The 16,335-nt window shown below is 69.9% G+C and carries 9 protein-coding genes and 1 pseudogene; 2 read left to right on the plus strand and 8 right to left on the minus strand.

The window, feature by feature from the left end; all coding sequences use genetic code 11:
* Window positions 1–185: pseudogene (locus ACTWPT_RS53690) on the plus strand (NADH-quinone oxidoreductase subunit NuoH); the annotation flags it as partial.
* A gap of 335 nt (window positions 186–520) precedes the next feature.
* Window positions 521–3,619 (plus strand): BTAD domain-containing putative transcriptional regulator, encoded by a 3,099-nt coding sequence (locus tag ACTWPT_RS53695; protein WP_443185302.1) that lies wholly within the window; start codon window positions 521–523, stop codon window positions 3,617–3,619.
* Here the strand turns inward: ACTWPT_RS53695 and ACTWPT_RS53700 are convergent.
* From ACTWPT_RS53700 to ACTWPT_RS53735, 8 genes are all read right to left on the minus strand, one after another.
* On the minus strand, window positions 3,603–3,764 hold the full coding sequence (locus ACTWPT_RS53700) for a hypothetical protein (RefSeq protein WP_443185303.1): 162 nt from the start codon (window positions 3,762–3,764) through the stop codon (window positions 3,603–3,605). The genes ACTWPT_RS53695 and ACTWPT_RS53700 overlap by 17 nt on opposite strands.
* Before the next feature lie 84 nt (window positions 3,765–3,848).
* Entirely contained in the window at window positions 3,849–5,768 is a 1,920-nt protein-coding gene (locus ACTWPT_RS53705) for a molybdopterin biosynthesis protein (RefSeq protein WP_443185304.1), read from the minus strand.
* The gene (locus tag ACTWPT_RS53710) at window positions 5,768–6,985 is read right to left on the minus strand and encodes a molybdopterin molybdotransferase MoeA (RefSeq protein WP_443185305.1); all 1,218 of its coding nucleotides are present in this window, start codon (window positions 6,983–6,985) and stop codon (window positions 5,768–5,770) included. The genes ACTWPT_RS53705 and ACTWPT_RS53710 overlap by 1 nt, the downstream gene beginning before the upstream one ends.
* Window positions 6,982–8,727 (minus strand): NAD(P)H-dependent oxidoreductase subunit E, encoded by a 1,746-nt coding sequence (locus ACTWPT_RS53715; RefSeq protein ID WP_443185306.1) that lies wholly within the window; start codon window positions 8,725–8,727, stop codon window positions 6,982–6,984. The genes ACTWPT_RS53710 and ACTWPT_RS53715 overlap by 4 nt, the downstream gene beginning before the upstream one ends.
* Window positions 8,728–11,691 carry a formate dehydrogenase subunit alpha gene (gene fdhF / locus ACTWPT_RS53720; protein WP_443185307.1) on the minus strand — a complete coding sequence of 988 codons (2,964 nt, stop codon included), beginning with the start codon at window positions 11,689–11,691 and terminating at the stop codon, window positions 8,728–8,730.
* 176 nt (window positions 11,692–11,867) lie between these two features.
* Window positions 11,868–13,640 carry an aldehyde ferredoxin oxidoreductase family protein gene (locus ACTWPT_RS53725; protein ID WP_443185308.1) on the minus strand — a complete coding sequence of 591 codons (1,773 nt, stop codon included), beginning with the start codon at window positions 13,638–13,640 and terminating at the stop codon, window positions 11,868–11,870.
* Between the two features lie 190 nt (window positions 13,641–13,830).
* Window positions 13,831–14,676, minus strand: coding sequence for an NTP transferase domain-containing protein (locus tag ACTWPT_RS53730; protein WP_443185309.1), 846 nt, complete (start codon window positions 14,674–14,676; stop codon window positions 13,831–13,833).
* A 207-nt stretch (window positions 14,677–14,883) separates the two neighbouring features.
* On the minus strand, window positions 14,884–16,068 hold the full coding sequence (locus ACTWPT_RS53735) for a DUF5685 family protein (protein ID WP_443185310.1): 1,185 nt from the start codon (window positions 16,066–16,068) through the stop codon (window positions 14,884–14,886).
* Window positions 16,069–16,335: the final 267 nt, after the last annotated feature.

Consider the following 16,335-nt stretch of genomic DNA (forward strand, 5'->3'; position numbering starts at 1 on the left):
GGGTCATCGTGGTCGGGGCGCTGGCCATCTGGATGCGGTTCGACACCGTCAACCAGCGGCGCAAGGAAGCCAGGAAGGCCCAGGTCGAAGCCGAGTTCGAGGAACTGTCCAACGAGCCGACGAAGGGCGGCTTCCCGGTGCCACCGCTCGACCTGCCGCACTACCACGGCGTTTCCCGGCCGTGAGCCCCTCGGACAGGACGCGTCGCGGTCCGTCGCCGGATCGATCAGCATCGGGGCGAACGCGTCGGCGAGCTTTCCGAGGGGAGGGGACTGGGGTCCATCCGGTCGCGCGGTGCCGCCGGATACCAAGAGCGGAGGCAGCGGCGCGACTCACGGGGTCGCCGTAGCATCCGCCGAAAATCCAACACATTCGCCCGACCTGCGATGATAACGGTCCGATGAAGGTCGACGGTGTGCGCGCAGTGGCGGTTAGTCGGTCCTCGCCATGGTTCGGCACAATTGCTCATGTGCGAGTTGGATTGCTTGGACCGTTCGAGGTCCGGAACCGCGATGGGGCCATGGTCGAGGTTCCTGGGATTCGGCTGCGCGCGCTGCTGGCTGCACTCGCCCTCGAACCTGGCCGGATCGTCACGCGTGCGAGGCTGGTGGACTGGATTTGGGGGGAACGCCCGCCCACGGACGAAGTGAATGCCTTGCAGGCGTTGGTGTCCAGGCTGCGCAGGGTGTTGCCGGACGGTGTGATCGAGGCGGATTCCGGCGGGTACCGGCTGGCCGTGGCTCCTGATGCCGTGGACGTGTGGCGGTTCGAGCACCTGATCGGTCAGGCCCGTGCCGCCGAGCCTGCGGCGCGCGCGGATCTGCTGCACACGGCCTTGGCATTGTGGCGCGGTACGGCCATGGCGGACATCGCACTGCAAGGCAGCGATGCGTTCGACGCCGCGGTCGCGCGGCTGGACGAACTCCACGTTGCCGCGCTCGGGGATCGGGTGGATGCGGATATTCGCCTCGGCCGTGGCTCGGAGTTGGTCTCCGAGCTGACCGAGCTGGTTGCCACGTACCCGCTGCGGGAGGGCTTCGTGGGGGCCTTGATGCGAGCGCTCGCCGAGGCGGGGCGTGGGGCTGAGGCGTTGACCGTGTACCAGCGGACGCGCGAGCGGCTCGCCGAGGAATTGGGCGCCGATCCATCGGCCGAGCTCTCCGCGCTGCACACCGCGTTGCTGCGAGGCGAGCTGGGCGAGCGGGCAGAGAACCGCAGGACGAACCTGCGCGCCGAGCTGACGAGTTTCGTCGGCAAGGACGATGACATCTCCGCGCTCGCCGACCTGGCCATCAAGCACCGGCTGGTCACCTTGACGGGAGCGGGTGGCTCCGGCAAGACACGGCTGGCCTCGGAGACCGCGCGGACGATGCTCGCCGAGCTGCCGGATGGGGCGTGGCTGGTCGAATTGGCCTCGCTGCGGGCAGGCGGTGAGCTGGCGCAGGCCGCCCTCACCGCGATCGGCCTGCGTGACCAGGCAGTGCTCGGTGGTGCGCGGGGTGGGGAACCGATGGATCGGCTCATCGCCGCGGTCCGGGAGCGCGCGATCTTGCTGATCCTGGACAACTGTGAGCACGTGATCGAGGAGGCCGCGGCTTTCGCGGATCGGCTTCTGGGGGAGTGCCGGAGGCTGCGGATTCTGGCCACGAGCAGGGAACCGCTCGGCATCACCGGGGAGGTGCTGTGGCAGGTCGAGCCACTCGCGCTGCCCGCCAAGGGAGCCGACCCCGCCGAGGCCGGATCCTCGCCCGCGGTGCGGCTGCTGCGGGACCGGGCGGATCTGGTGCGCAAGGACATCGGCTCCGACACGCATACCTTGTCGGCCATGGCGCGGATCTGCCGGGCGCTCGACGGGATGCCGCTGGCGATCGAGCTGGCCGCGGCACGGCTGCGCACCATGTCCATCGATCAGCTGGCACGTCGGCTCGATGACCGATTCCGTCTGTTGACCAGCGGCAGCCGTACGGTGCTTCCCCGGCACAAGACGCTGCGCGCGGTCGTGGACTGGAGCTGGGATCTGTTGACCGAGGCCGAACGTGTCGTGCTGCGGCGGCTCTCGGTGTTCTCCGGCGGGGCGAGCCTGGAAGCGGCCGAACGGGTGTGCGGGGACGAGGCATTCGCCGGGGAGCAGGTATTCGACGTGCTGACCGCGTTGATCGAGAAGTCGCTGCTGCTGGCCGACGGCGAGGGCACGCCGCGCTACCGGATGCTCAACACCATCAGAGAATACGCGGCGCACCGGCTCGCCGAAGCCGGGGAGACCGAGCCGGCGCGGCGGGCGCATCTTGCCTACTTCACCGAGCTGGCCGAGACGGCCGACCCGCACCTTCGTCGGGCCGAGCAGCTGGAGTGGCTGTCCACGCTCGAAGCCGAGCACGACAACATCAGTGCGGCCCTGCGCGGGGCGATCGCCGAGGGATGGGCCCAGGAGGCGATGCGGCTGGTCGCGGCCGCGGGCTACTACTGGTATTTCAGTGGGCACAGGGCCGAGGGCGCCGAGTTGAGCATCGCGGCGGCCTCGCTGCACGGTGAGGTGTCCGATGAGGTGCGGGCGCTGGCGTACCTCATGGTGACCATGTTCGTGACCTCCGGGGTCAGCGGCGATCAGTATCAGGCGCGGGAGTGGATCCACGAGGCGCACCGGTTCGCCCAGCGCAGCGGGTCTCGCCACCCGCTGCTCGGGTTCGCCGGGCTGTTGGAGCTGACGCTGCAGGGCCCGACGGAGCTCCTGCCCGCGTTCGAGCCGCTCATCGCCGGCGACGATCCGTGGGTGCGCGCGCAGGCCAGGCTCACTCGTGGCCGATTCCGGCTCACGCTCGGCGGCGACGAGACTGACGTGGACCTCGACGCCGAAATCGCCCTTGCCGAGTTCCGCGCGCTGGGTGACCGGATGGGGATCTCGTTGGCGCTGCCTTTCCTGGCCGATCGGCTCGCCATGCGCGGCGAGTTCGCACGAGCGTGTGAGCACTACGAAGAGGCGGCTGTGGCGCTGACTGAGGTAGGCGCGACCGAGGACGTGGTCGGCGTGCGGGCGCGGCAGGCTCAGCTGTACTGGCTGCTCGGCGATGAGCGATCCAGCACGTTCGCCATGGCAGAAGCGCAACGGTGCGCGGGCGGGATCGCCTGGCCGGACGCGCTTACCGAGCTGGCGCTTGCGAAGGCGCAGCTGGCGCGCTGGCGCGGCGAGCCGGACCAGGCACTCGAGCACCTGACCACGGTACGGGCAGTGCTGGGCGACGCGGAAATGGTCGACTCCGTCCGTGCCATGACCATGCACCTGTACGGCTACCTCACCGAGGATCTCGAGAAGGCCCGCGCGTATCGGGCCGAGGCGTTCCGCGCGGCCGCGGCCATGGAGCACACGCATCCACCGACGATCGCCGAGATGTTGATCGGGATCGCGGATCTCGCGCTGCGCCAGGGGCAGTACGAGCAGGCCGTGCGCTTGCTCGCGGCGAGCGACAGCGTACGCGGTACGCCGGATCGTTCGCAGCCGGACGCATCCAGAATCGCCGCGGACACGCGGAATCGCCTCGGCGAAACTGTGTTCGCCGAGGCGACCCGCGACGGACAGCGGCGGCATTGGCGTGAGCTGGCCGAGATCACGCTCGCTTCGTGAACGTCGCGCGCGCCCACAGGTAGCCGATCAACGAGAGCCCGACCGTCAACGCGACGATGCCGATCACGCCGAGCCACTCCGCGAAACTCGCCGACGGTCGGAATCCCATCAGCAGCGCGACCCCGATGGTGATCGCGATGGCCATAGGTTGAATGCGTAGACCTTGTGGATCGTCACGGGTAGCGCTCGGTGCGGTACGACCGTGGTATGCAGTACGAGCAATGGGGTGTCAGCGGATGCGTCGCCCTGTTTCGGCACAGGAGTAACCGCCCAGCGCCTCCACACTGGCGCGGAAATCGGGACGCTCCAAGAGCGCCCACAGTGGAGCCAGCAGTTCCTCGGAGAGCTCGCTGGTGCGGAGTACCAGGTCGTAGGGTTCCTGAGCTACCGGGATGAAGTCGAGCCCGAACGCGCGGGCGGCGGCGAGGATGCCCATGCCGGCGTCCGCCCGGCCCGCGGCCACGGCTGCGGCCACCGCGAGGTGGGTGTGCTCCTCGCGCGAATAGCCGGGCACCTCACTCGCGTCGATGCCGAGGCGAGCCAGCTCGTGGTCCAGCAGCGCCCGCGTGCCGGCGCCTCGCTGCCGGTTCACGTAGCGCAGGTCGGGTCGGGTCAGGTCCTTCACCCCGGTCAGGCCGAGAGGATTGCCAGGTGCGACGATCAGTCCCTGATCCCGGTGCACCAGCCGGACCACGGCGACGTCCGCGGCCGGGCCCAGCAGCTTGTCCACGTACGGCAGCGTGTACTCGCCGGTCGACGGGTCCAGCAGGTGCGACCCCGCGATGTGGCACAGTCCGTCACGCAGGGCCACGAGGCCGCCCAGCGACCCGACATTCGACGACGCCAGCGTGATCAGCGGGTCGGCGGCACGCAGTGCGGAGGCCGCGAGATCGAGCACCAGATCGTGCGAGCCGATCGCGACGATGGTCCGGCCGATCTCGGACAGGCCACGCAGCAGTTCTACTCGGACCTGTTCACCGGCGTGGTGGCCCTCCACTCCTGAGGGCACCACGAGCAGGCCGTCAGCGCGTACGAGCGAGGTGAGCACGCCGGCGCCCCGGGGCAGCGGGGTGGCCACGAGCTGATCGCGCACCCGACCGAGACGTATCCGCACCCAGTCGTCCATGCCGATGGCGGACGGCAGCTTCCTCGCCAGGCGTGCGACGGCCGACGGGCGTTCGCGCGGCGCGGCGCCCTCCAACTCGGCGAGGAGCGGGGCCGCGAAAATGTCGAAGGTCAGCGCCGCGGACACCGGATAGCCGGGGACTCCGATCACGGGTGTCGCGGCGACCGCGCCCAAGACGACCGGGTGGCCGGGGCGCACGGCGACCCCGTGGACCGCCACGACGCCGGCGGCGGCGACCACACGAGCGGTGTAGTCGTCCCGCCCGGCGCTCGAACCCGCGATGAGCATCACCAGGTCGGCATCGCGGGTGGCCTCTCGGAGCACTGCGGTGATGGCCTCGGGGTCGTCGGGGACGATCTCGGTGACCCGGGTCTCGCAGCCCGCCTCCCTCGCCTGGGCGGCCAGCATCATCGAGTTGGTGTCGAGGATGTCACCGGGGGCGAGTTCCGCTCCGATCGGGCGGATCTCGTCCCCGGTCGGCACGATCACCACCCGCGGCGCGCGGCGGACACCGAGTTCGGCCGCTCCCGCCGCCGCGCAGGCGGCGACGTCCACAGGGCGTAGCCGGTGGCCTTCCGGGAGCAGCAGCTCACCGGCGCTGATGTCCTCCCCGATGGACCGGACGTGCTGGTAGGGCGGAACGGCGGCCCGGAGTTCCGCCCTGCCGTCCGCGGTGCGATGCACGTGTTCACGCATGACCACGGCGTCGTACCCGTCGGGCAGCGGGTCGCCCGTGTCGACGACCTCGAAGTCGTCGGCGGCCAGGAGTACGGGGCTGGTCTCGGCCGCGCCGACGGTGTCGGCGGCGCGTACGGCGATGCCGTCCATGGCCGCGGAGTCGAAGGCGGGTGAGGATCGCAGCGCCCACACCGGCTCGGCCGTCACCCGGCCCACGGCGGCGCCGACCGGTACCCGGACCGCGTCGACCCGGGCGGGACATCCCGCCGCGGCACGTGCCTCGCGCCAGACGGCGAGGGCATGCGCCGCGGGGACATCGGAGACGAAGGGACTCTCTGCGCTCATCAGTACAGGATGACCTCTACCTCGGTGCCCGCGTCCAGGCCGGTGGCCGGTTCGGGCACGATCACGTATCCGTCGGCGCGGGTCAGGACCGACAGCAGCGCCGACGGGCCGAAGAGCGGCTCCGCCACGCCGTCCCGGACCCTGACCTGGACCACGTCGAGCCGGCCGGCCGCCGAGGCCAGGTCACGTGAGAGCCGCACACGCGTGCTCGGCTGCGGCGGCGGGGCCTCGCACCCGGCGATACGCCACAGCAACGGCACCCCGACCTGCCCGAACACGACCAGCGCGGACAGCGGGTTGCCCGGCAGCCCGATGAGCGGGATCCCGGAGCACTCGGCCAGCAGCGTGGGCTTGCCCGGTTTGACGGCGATGCCGTGGCACCAGATCTCACCGATGGCGGTCACCGCGCCCGCCGTCTCGTCCCTCGCCCCGACCGACGAGCCCGCCGACACGACGACCAGGTCGGACTCGGCCACGGCCGCGGCCAGCCGCTCCTTGAGCGCGCCGGGCTCGTCCGGGACGATGCCGGCGATCACCGGCTCGCCGCCCGCATCGGCGACCAGCCCGGCCAGCGCGGAGGCGGTGGCGTCGCGCACTTGCCCGGGTGCGAGCTCCACCGTGCCGGGCGCCACCACCTCGTCCCCGGTGGAGATGATCGCCACCCGGGGGCGGCGGTGCACGGCGACCGTGGTCACCCCTGCGGCGGCGAGGAAGCCGAGGTCCGGGGCGCGCAACGGCCGGCCTCCGGAGGCCAGCACGCCGCCGGCGGCAACGTCCTCGTCCGCGCGGACGATGCCGCCGCCCGGTGCGACGGGCCGGGTGACCTCGATCGTGCCCGGCATGGTCTCCGCGGTGTACTCGACCATCACCACCGCGTCGGCACCGGCCGGAAGCACTCCCCCGGTCGGCATCGCGACGCATCCGCCGGCCCGGACCGCCACGGTGGGCTCGGCGCCCATCCGCACCGCGCCGAGCAGGTCGAGGTAGGACGGAAGCCCATCGGAGGCGCCGTAGGTGTCCATCGCCCGGACCGCGAAGCCGTCCACGGTGGAACGTGCGAAGCCGGGCAGGGCGGCGGGCGCCGTGATGTCCGCGACGGGCACCCGGTGCAGCGCCGCCGACAGCGGGACGCGCTCCGCGGGCGTGCGATGCGCGGGCCGGAATCCGGACCGGACCTCGGCGAGGGTACGGGCGGTGAAGAACTCCCTGCCGCTCAACGGTCCGATTGCTCCTTCGAGCCTTCGGGCCGGGGCTGCGGGCGAGCCGCGGCGGCGTCCTTGTTCAGTCCGAGCACGGACACCACCGGGCCTAGTGCCACCTGTCCGAGCCCGCAGATCGAGGTCTTGCGCATGGTCTCCTCCAACTGCAGGATACGGCCGCTCTGCGCGTCATCGAGGGTCGAGGAACCCGAGTCCAGCACGCCGCGCAGCAGTTCGTGGGCCTTGGTTGACCCCACCCGGCAGGGCACGCATTTGCCGCACGACTCGTTGCGGAAGAAGCGCAGTACGTTCGTCGAGGCAGCCAGCAGATCAGTGCCCTCGGCGAGCACCACCAGGGCGCCGGAGCCCAGCATGGTTCCCGCCTTGGCGAGTGTCCCGAAGTCCAGTGCCAGGTCCAGCTTGTCGGGGCCGATGAAGTTGGAGGACGCTCCACCGGGCTGCACGGCGCCGACTTGAGCGCCGCCGAGCACGCCACCGGCGACGTCGATCAGCTTGCGCACTGTCGTGCCCATCGGCACGCAATAGACGCCTGGACTCTCCACATGCCCGGAGACGGCGAAGAACTTCCAGCCGACGGAGTCGCCCTCGCCCTGCTCGGCCCACCATTCGGCACCCCGTTGCAGGATCACGGGCACGTCTGCGAAGGTCTCCACCGAGTTGATCAACGTCGGACGGCCGTGCAGCCCGTAGTTGCCTGGGAAGGGCGGCTTGTTGCGCGGCTCGCCGCGGTGGCCCTCCATGCATTCCAGCAGCGCGGTCTCCTCACCGAGGATGTAGCCGCCGGGCGAGACGAAGATGTCGAGTTCGAGGCGCCGGCCGCTGCCACAGGCGTTCTCGCCGATCACGCCGGCCTGGCGTAGTGCCGTGATCTCCGCGTGCAGCACGCGCTCCTCGGGGCCGTATTCGTGCCGGATGAAGATCCAGCCCTGCTCGGCTCCGACCACGGCCATGCCGAGCAGGAGGCCTTCGATCACCAGGTGCGGCTGATCGGTCAGGATCTGTCGGTCCTTGAACGTGCCCGGCTCGGACTCGTCGGCGTTGCAGATCGCGTACTTGACGCTGCCCGGCTCGGCGGAGGCGACCAGGCTCCACTTCTTGCCGGTCGGGAACCCGGCGCCGCCCATCCCGCGCAGCCCAGAGGCCTCCAGCGTGGCCACCACGCTGTCGGCGCTCATCTCGCCGGCCAGCAGCGTGCGCAGGCTCGCGTAGCGCGACGAGACATCCGATCCGGCCGGGTACGGATCGTTGGGCCAGGGCTCGGTCCGTCCTGTGACAGTGGCCTCGGCGAGTTCTCCGTCCCGTGCGGCGCCGACAAGGGAATCGACGTCGGCAACCGGCGCCGGGTGCTCGTTCACGGCCAGCGCAGGGGCGACGTCGCAGCGGCCCAGGCACGACACCTCGACGAGCTCGATCTCCGTGTCATCACCGTAGCGTTCGCGCACCTCGGCGATCCGGTCGTCCGCGGAGCGCAGCCAGCACGACAGGTCGTGGCACACGTTGATGGCCACCTTGGCGGGCGGGGTCGTGCGGAAGTGCGGGTAGAACGAGATGAGGCCCTCGATCTCGTAGAGCGGCCGCCGCATGGTGCGGGCGAGCTCCTCGAGCTCCTCTCGCGGCAACCAGCCCAGCCGCGCCTGGATGGCGTTGAGCGCCGGGATCAGCGACGGCCCGGGGAACTTCCCGGCCCGTGCCTCCACACCCGGCACCCGGGGACGTCCCAACTCGAAACTCAGGGTCATCTAGACACTTCCCATGTCGCTGAGGGGCTCCGCGTCTTCCACGCTCAACGCCTCGACCTGAATCGCGCAGAACTTGAACTCGGGGATCTTGCCGTAGGGGTCGATCTCGTCGATCGTCAGCAGGTTCGCCGCCGCCTCCCGGAAGTGGAACGGGATGAAGCAGTTGCCCAGCTGCTCCCGGTGGGAGACGCGCACCTGCAGGGTGATGGCCCCGCGCCGGGAACGCACCCGAGCCATCTGGCCGTGCGACAGCCCCCGGTCGGCGGCGTCCTTGGGATGCATGTACACCTCAGCGATCGGCGAGATCGTGTCCAGCGCGAACGACCGGCGTGTCATCGACCCGGTGTGCCAGTGTTCGAGTAGCCGGCCGGTATTGAGCACCAGCGGGTAATCCCCATCCGGCAACTCCTTCGCCGGCAGCCAGTGCGCCGGGACGAGATGGGCGAGTCCGTCGTCGGTGTTGAACCGCTCGTCGAACAGGACCACGGTCCCGTCGTCGTGCTCGGGATCGTCGTTGGGGTAGAGCTTCCCGGTCAGCCCGAGGTTGGCGTGGCGCAGGTTCGCGTACGACGGCATAAGCGCGACCATCTCGTCGAACACCTCGCTGGGCGAGGAGTACGACCACCCCAGCCCGATCCGCTGGGCGATGTCCTGGATGATCTCCCAGTCCACCCGAGCCTGGCCCGGCGGGTCCATCACCTTACGGCCGAGCTGCACGCGCCGGTCGGTGTTGGTGTAGCTCCCCTCCTTCTCCAGGTACGACGACGCCGGCAGGATGACGTCGGCGAACTCCGCGGTCTCGGTCAGGAAGATGTCCTGCACCACCAGGAACTCCAGCTGCGACAGCGCCTTGCGCACCTTGTTGATGTTGGGGTCGGACAGGAACGGGTTCTCGCCCAGCATGTACATGCCACGCACGCCGCCGGGCTTCAGCACCGACCCGATGATCTCGGTGACGGTGAGGCCTCGGTTGGGGTCCAGCTCGGCGCCCCAGGCCTCCTCGAAGCGCCGGCGGACGGCCTCCCGGTCGACGCCCTGGTAGTCGGGGAAGAACATGGGGATCAGTCCGGCGTCGGAGGCGCCCTGGACGTTGTTCTGCCCGCGCAGCGGGTGCAGGCCGGCCCCCGGCTTGCCCACGTTGCCGGTGATCGAGCAGAGCGCGATCAGGCAGCGGGCGTTGTCGGTACCGGTGGTGTGCTGAGAGATGCCCATCCCCCAGTAGATGACTCCGGCCTTCGCCTCGCCCCAGACTCGTGCGACCTTACGGATCAGGTCCGCGTCGACGCCGGTGATCTGCGCGGCGCGTTCCGGCGGGTAGTCGTTGACCGTGCGGACCAGTTCCTCGAAGTTGGAGACCCGGGCCTTGATGAACTCCCGGTCGATCAGGCCGAGCCGGATCACCTCGTGCATGACCGCGTTGTAGAACGCCACGTCGGTGCCGGGCTTGACCTGGCAGTAATAGTCGGCGTGCTCGGCCACGGTGCTGGCGCGGGGGTCGACATAGATGATCTTCGTGCCGCGCCTGCGGGCCTGCTTGAAGAAGGAGCTCGCGACGGGGTGGTTCGCCGTCGGATTCGACCCGGTGATGATCACCACTTCGGCGTTGGCGACGTCGCCGTACGTGGTCGAGACCGCGCCGGAGCCGACTCCCTCGAACAGCGCGGCCACCGACGAGGCATGGCAGAGCCGGGTGCAGTGGTCGACGTTGTTGGTGCCGAAGCCGGCCCGGACCAGCTTCTGAAAGAGGTAGGCCTCCTCGTTGGAGCACTTCGCGGAGCCGAACCCCGCGATGGCGCCGGCGCCCTTCTCCGCGTGGATCTCCCTCAGTCGCCGGGCGACGAGGTCGAGCGCCTCTTCCCAGGTGGCCTCGCGGAAGTGCGGCAGCACCTCGTCGTAGTCGACCAGACCGCCGGGCTTGCGCCGACCGTCCTTGCCGTTCTTGCTCAGCTTGGCACTGCGGCCGCCGCCGCCGCTGCGGTTGCCGCCGGCGCCGGCGCGCCCCCGGTCGTTGTCCGCGTCGCCGCGCACGTCCGCCGACAGCGGACCCTTGGGGTAGGACGACTCCTTCCGGATCAGAGGCATGGTGAGCCGCTGCGGCGACGCCGCGTAGTCCCAGCCGTACCGGCCCTTGACGCACAGCCGGCTCTTCGAGCCCGGCTGGTCGCGGCCTTCCGCGAAGGCGATCGCGCCGCGTGACCGGTCGACGTAGTAGGTGAGGGCACAGCCGACGCCGCAGTACGGGCATACGCTGTCGACCGCGTCCAGCTCCTCGCGGGGCCGGATGGGGATGTCGTTGATCGCCTTGTTGGTCAGTGCGCCAGTGGGACAGGCCTGCACGCACTCGCCACAGGTCACGCACGAGCTGGCGCCCATCGGGTCGTTGAGGTCGAAGGCGATCCTGGTCGAGTAGCCCTTGCCCGAACGGCCGATGACGTCGTTGCCCTGAATGTCGTCGCAGGCCCGGACGCAGCGGTCACAGAGGATGCACGCATCGTGGTTGACCTCGATCACCGGGTTCGACGAGTCCAGTCCCCGGCCGGAACCGCACGGCAGGTCGGTGGTCTCCTTGGCCACGTCGAACCGATCGGCGAGGTCGAGGAGCAGGTTGTCGCCGGTGGTCGTCTGCTTCGGATCGTCCGCGCGCGGCGGCTGGTCGGAGATCAGCAACTCGGTCAAGGTGGCCCGGTTGCGCTCCAGTTCCGGCGTGCTGGTCTTGACCTGCATGCCGTCCTCACAGGGGCGCACACACGCCGCGGCGAAAACCCTGCCCCCTGTGTCGACCACGCACATGCGACATACGCCAACGGGGTCATAGCGCTCGTTGTGGCACAACACTGGGATGTCGATGCCGATCTGCTGTGCCGCATCGTAGATGCTGGTGCCCTCGGGCACCGTCACAGTACGGCCGTCGATCTCGGCCGTCACAGTCCGGACGGCCGTTACCGGCTCCTCGAGAGTCGTCATCTCAACTCCGTCAGTCGAGCGGCTAGTAGCATACAGAATACGGCATACAATCTGGCACTTACAATGCACCACTCGCAGTCTAAAGTGTTAGCCCCACACCATTTCTCACCAAATTCGGCTTTAGTGGCAACATGGGTAGATTGTCAAGCTATGTGAGCGTATGCGCCGTACCCGAGCTAAGCATCGAGCAGTAGATCTTCAAGATCGGCCGCCGCGATGCGCCCCTCCTCGTCCAGGCCGCGTGCGGCGTAGTATCCGGCGATCATCGACCGCAGGCGGTCGGCGTCAAGCACGGCGCTGCGGCCGGAACCGAGCTCAAGCGGCGTTTCCAGCATCCGGGCCGGCAACGTGTCATCGGCCGCGGTGGCACCCTCACGCAAGTTGAAAGCCCGTTTCGCCCGGACGATCCGCCGCGCGGCATCGCGTAGCTCGTCGGCGTCCAACGACCATCCGGTGACCAGCCCGAGCAGCCTGGCCCACTCCGTGAAGGGATCGTCGAAGACACCGCGCAGGAACTTACAAAGGATCATCGAGTCCATGACAGCGGCTCGATCCTCGGTGCCGACCGCTGCGGCGACGTGGGCAGCGCCGCCGTCGAACCGGTCAAGCTCGCCCGACAGATCGGCCTCGTAGGCGCCGGACCGGTTGTGATCGGCTCCCCTGGCGTTCACCGCGAGCCCGAGCGCCATCGACTGGAGGCTTCGCGGCTCGTAACCGGGTAGCTCCATCCCCTTGACCTGCGGCGCGAAGTCGATCGAGCCGTGGCCGACCACCTCGGCGGCCCGGCGCGAACCCTGCGCGAGCAACTCCCCCAGGCCGGGCGACCGCGTTCCGATCGCGTCCAGGGCCCGCAACACCGCCTTGCCGTCGCCGAACCGCAGCCACGGCTCGTCGATGAGGCCACGCTCGACACACTCCATGGCCCAGGCGATTGTGCCGCCCGCGGAGATGGTGTCGATCCCCAGCTCGTCGCATCGCGCGCTCGCGGCGAACACGTCATCGGGATCGGACACCCCGCACAGCGGGCCGAGCGCGAAGACGTTCTCGTACTCCATCCGCTGGCTGCCGCCGCCCTTGCGCGAGTAGATGTGCTCACAGCCGATGGAGCACGACGCGCAACTGTTACGCGCCACCCCGCGCAGTTCGTGCAGTTCCTCGGCGGCCAATCGGGGCGCGCCCTCGAAGGTCGCCGCGGTGAAGTTGCGCGTGGGCAACGTGCTGACGGCGTTGAAAGCCAGGAGATTGGCCAGCGTGCCCAGTTCCCTGTATTTCGCGGTGGCCGGTCCGAAGCTGCGCTTACGCAGATCACGGGCAGCGGAGAGGACACCTGCCTGATCCGCGACCGACACCTTGGTCGCCGCCCTGACCAGCACGGCCTTGATGTTCTTCGCTCCCAGCACCGCGCCCAGGCCACCCCGGCCGGCATGGCGGCCGTCATGGCTGATCGTCGCGTACCTCACCCCTCGCTCACCCGCGGCGCCAATGGCCGCAGTGCGCCAGTTACGGCCGAACCGCGACTTCGCCGCGGTCTCGGCCTCGCCGGCCGCCAGCCCGGCCAGGTCCGGCGCCGGCTCGAGACGTACGCCGTCGCCGTCGATCAAGAGTACCGAGAGCTCGTCGGCACGACCACGGATCACAAGCGCGTCATGCCCGGTGAGCTTGCCGGAGATCGCGAACTGGCTGGAGGCGAGGGCATCGGTCAGCAATCCGGTCAACGGCGACTTGGCGACGACCGCGAATTTCGCACTCGTCGTCAACGGAGTCCCGACCAATGAGGAAAAGACGAAGGCCAACGGCGCCGCCGGAGCCAATGGATCGACACCGGGAGGCGCCAGCCGATGCAGCAACCACGCGCCGAGCCCCACCCCGCCCAAGTAGGACCGCAACACCCGCTCTGTCAGCTCGAAGGGGGTGCTTGTAGCCTCCCGGCCACCGACGTCGACGAGCAACGCTCGTCCGAAGAAACCACCAGGCGCCATATTCCGACCCTAAGCGTCTTCGGCCCTCTGTGTTTACATGAGTAAAACGGACATCAGCGTAGCCTGGTCGCATGCCGGCCGAGGGCGGGGACCAGGCGCCAGTCAGGCGCCCGGCTGTGACAGAACATCACCGTCCGATTACCTCCGGTCGCACCGGACCTCATCCGCCGGCGTCCGCGGACAGGAAGGAAACGATGTCCCCCGCGACCAGAGGCAGCAACTCATCCCGGGTGATCTGATCACCATTGAGCGCGGCTATGACATGGCGGTCCAACGTCAGCCCAACCGAGGCGGCTGCGGCTCCGAGCGTGGCGGCCCGGACACCTCGCGGTCGGTGCCCACCGTTCTTCGCCAACGCCCCGAAGCACTCGACCACGATCTCCGGTGGAAGCCGATCACGTGCCGCCGCATAGTCCTCCGGGTTGTTGACGTTCACCACGGATTCCAGCCTCGGATCGTGCCGGGCGAGCGCAGTGTCCGCGAGCAACTGCTCGTCGCTCAGTTGAGCCACTTCGCAATGCTTGAAGAGCATGCCCGGCCGGAGGTCGCCCTCGGCGAGGAGATCCGCGACCAGCCCGGCCAGGGCGGTCCGGTAACCGGCCGCCAGCGGTTGCCGAAAACCATGTGCCACGGGCAGTACGACGTCGGGCCCCGAGGCCAGGCCGCGCAGTACGCACCGGACGAAAGCCGGATGGAGAAACGGCAGGTCGGTGGAGCATACGAAGGCGGTCTCGGCCCGGTCTGCCACCGCTGCCAGCCCCACGGCCAGGCCCTGCATGGGGCCCAGCCCTTCCACAGGATCCTCAACTACGGTGATTCCCGAGGGCAGTGGCGGCAGCTCCTGCCCAGGGGCGGCGACCACGATGACCGGGCCGCCGACCGTCCTGGCGAGCACCGCGGTGGCGCGATACAACAACGTGGAACCGTGCCACTCCAGCCAGGCCTTCGGCTTCCCCATCCGTGTGGAGCGCCCGCCCGCAAGCACAACGCCCGCAGCAGTCTGCATGCCCGCATGCTAGGCCACCGGTCAACCGCCATGCTCGCCTTGGATCCGTCGATGCCTCCAGCTCGGGTTGTCTTTGGCCATGACCAGAATCAACTTCTTGACGGACGCTGCTGTCGACGGACGTCCTTGATGTTCATCCTCAAGCACGCCTGCGCGTCCGGCGGAGACCTGATCGGCATCGGCGCTCAAAGGCGCCACCCGCGGCGGTCAGTCGCAGCCGCAGCCGTCGCAGCAACAGCCGTCCTCGCCCGGGCAGCAGGAGCAGCAGTTGCCGCAGTTGCTGCAATTGCCGCAGCAGTCGTAGCCGGAGCAGTCGAAGCGCTCGCAGAAGGAGCGCTCGCGGTCCTCGTCCCAGGCGGGCCGGTACAGGCCGCACGTGCAGCAGCTCAGCGCGGTGCACGCCAGCGACAGCAGTCCGCCGGGGTCTCGCTTCGGCGGCCGTCCTCCCGGCGGCGCGCCGGGATCGCCGGGAGGGGCTCCGGGCGCGTGTCCGGGCGGGTGGCCTGTGCCGTGCATCCCGGCGGTCGCGAAGGCTCGGGCGACGGCGCTGCCGGTCTCCCGCACCAGCAGGGCGCGCGTCAGGCCGGGGCGGGGCATGTCCAGCCCGTCCACAGCGGCGCGCAGTTCGGCGTGCGCGGCGTCGCAGTGGCGGCGCGCCTCGTCCAGGCCGGTGCCGGTGGCGGCCAGCGGGTTGTACGCCCCGGACGCACGGTCGTCGGCCAGGTCCTCCACCGCGTCGATCAGGTGTGCCAGCTTCCCGAATCCGCGACCGGCCGCCTCCAGGGCCTCCCGGTTGTGCGGCTTCCCCGTGAGCACCGCGGTGTGCGCGAACGCGGCGGCCACGGCGTCCTCGGTGGGCCCCGTCAACTCTCGTAACCCGGGCGCCGCGACGCTCCCCGGGGGCGCCTGGGCCGGGGCGCGTTCCAGGAGGGCCTGGCGGTCGGCCGCCACCGTCAGCGGGGTGGGGTCGAACCCCAGCGTTCCGGCCATGGCTGTGCCGGCCGAGGACCAGCGGCCCGCCAGGCGGGTGGCGCCGACGGCCACCGGGCGGCGGGCGTACACGCCATCCCCGTCCGCCACGTGGTCGCGTACCTTGCCGGCCGCCAGGAGCAGCGACACCGAGGCCGCCAGCCGTACTCCCTCGGACTCCACCACGTCGGCGCCCTTGAAGCCGCGCAACGCACACGGGCCCGCCCGCCGGCGCGACGCGGACGCGGGCGACTGGGCCTCGGTGAGGACGGACACGAGCAGGCCGTCGTAGTTGGTCACCAGGCGGGACAGGTGTCCGTGCTCGTCGCGGAGCGCCAGGCAGAGCCCACACAGGTGGCCCATCCAGTCCGCGTAGAGCCCCTTGCACATGACGTGCCGACACGGGCGGACAATGCCGAACATACGTCCCCTTATGTGCGTATTAGAGAGCCAACCGTAGCACCGGGCCGCCGGAAGATACCGCGGCGTCGAACGGATCCCCAGGAAGGAGACGGTGCCCTCATCGGCCGGCCCTGGAGCACTGTGCAGGCCCGGCACGAGGGCGCGGAGCTCGTTGTGGCGGTCGGCGTGGTGTGGTCGCGCGACTGCGTCGTCGTTTACCACGTGACGACCACTGAAGACCCACTGACGATCCCCGCACCGCCACGGCCGCCGCAGGCGGAGCGGGGC

This window comes from Nonomuraea sp. 3N208 (assembly GCF_052245935.1).
In the GTDB taxonomy this organism is placed as follows: Bacteria; Actinomycetota; Actinomycetes; order Streptosporangiales; family Streptosporangiaceae; genus Nonomuraea.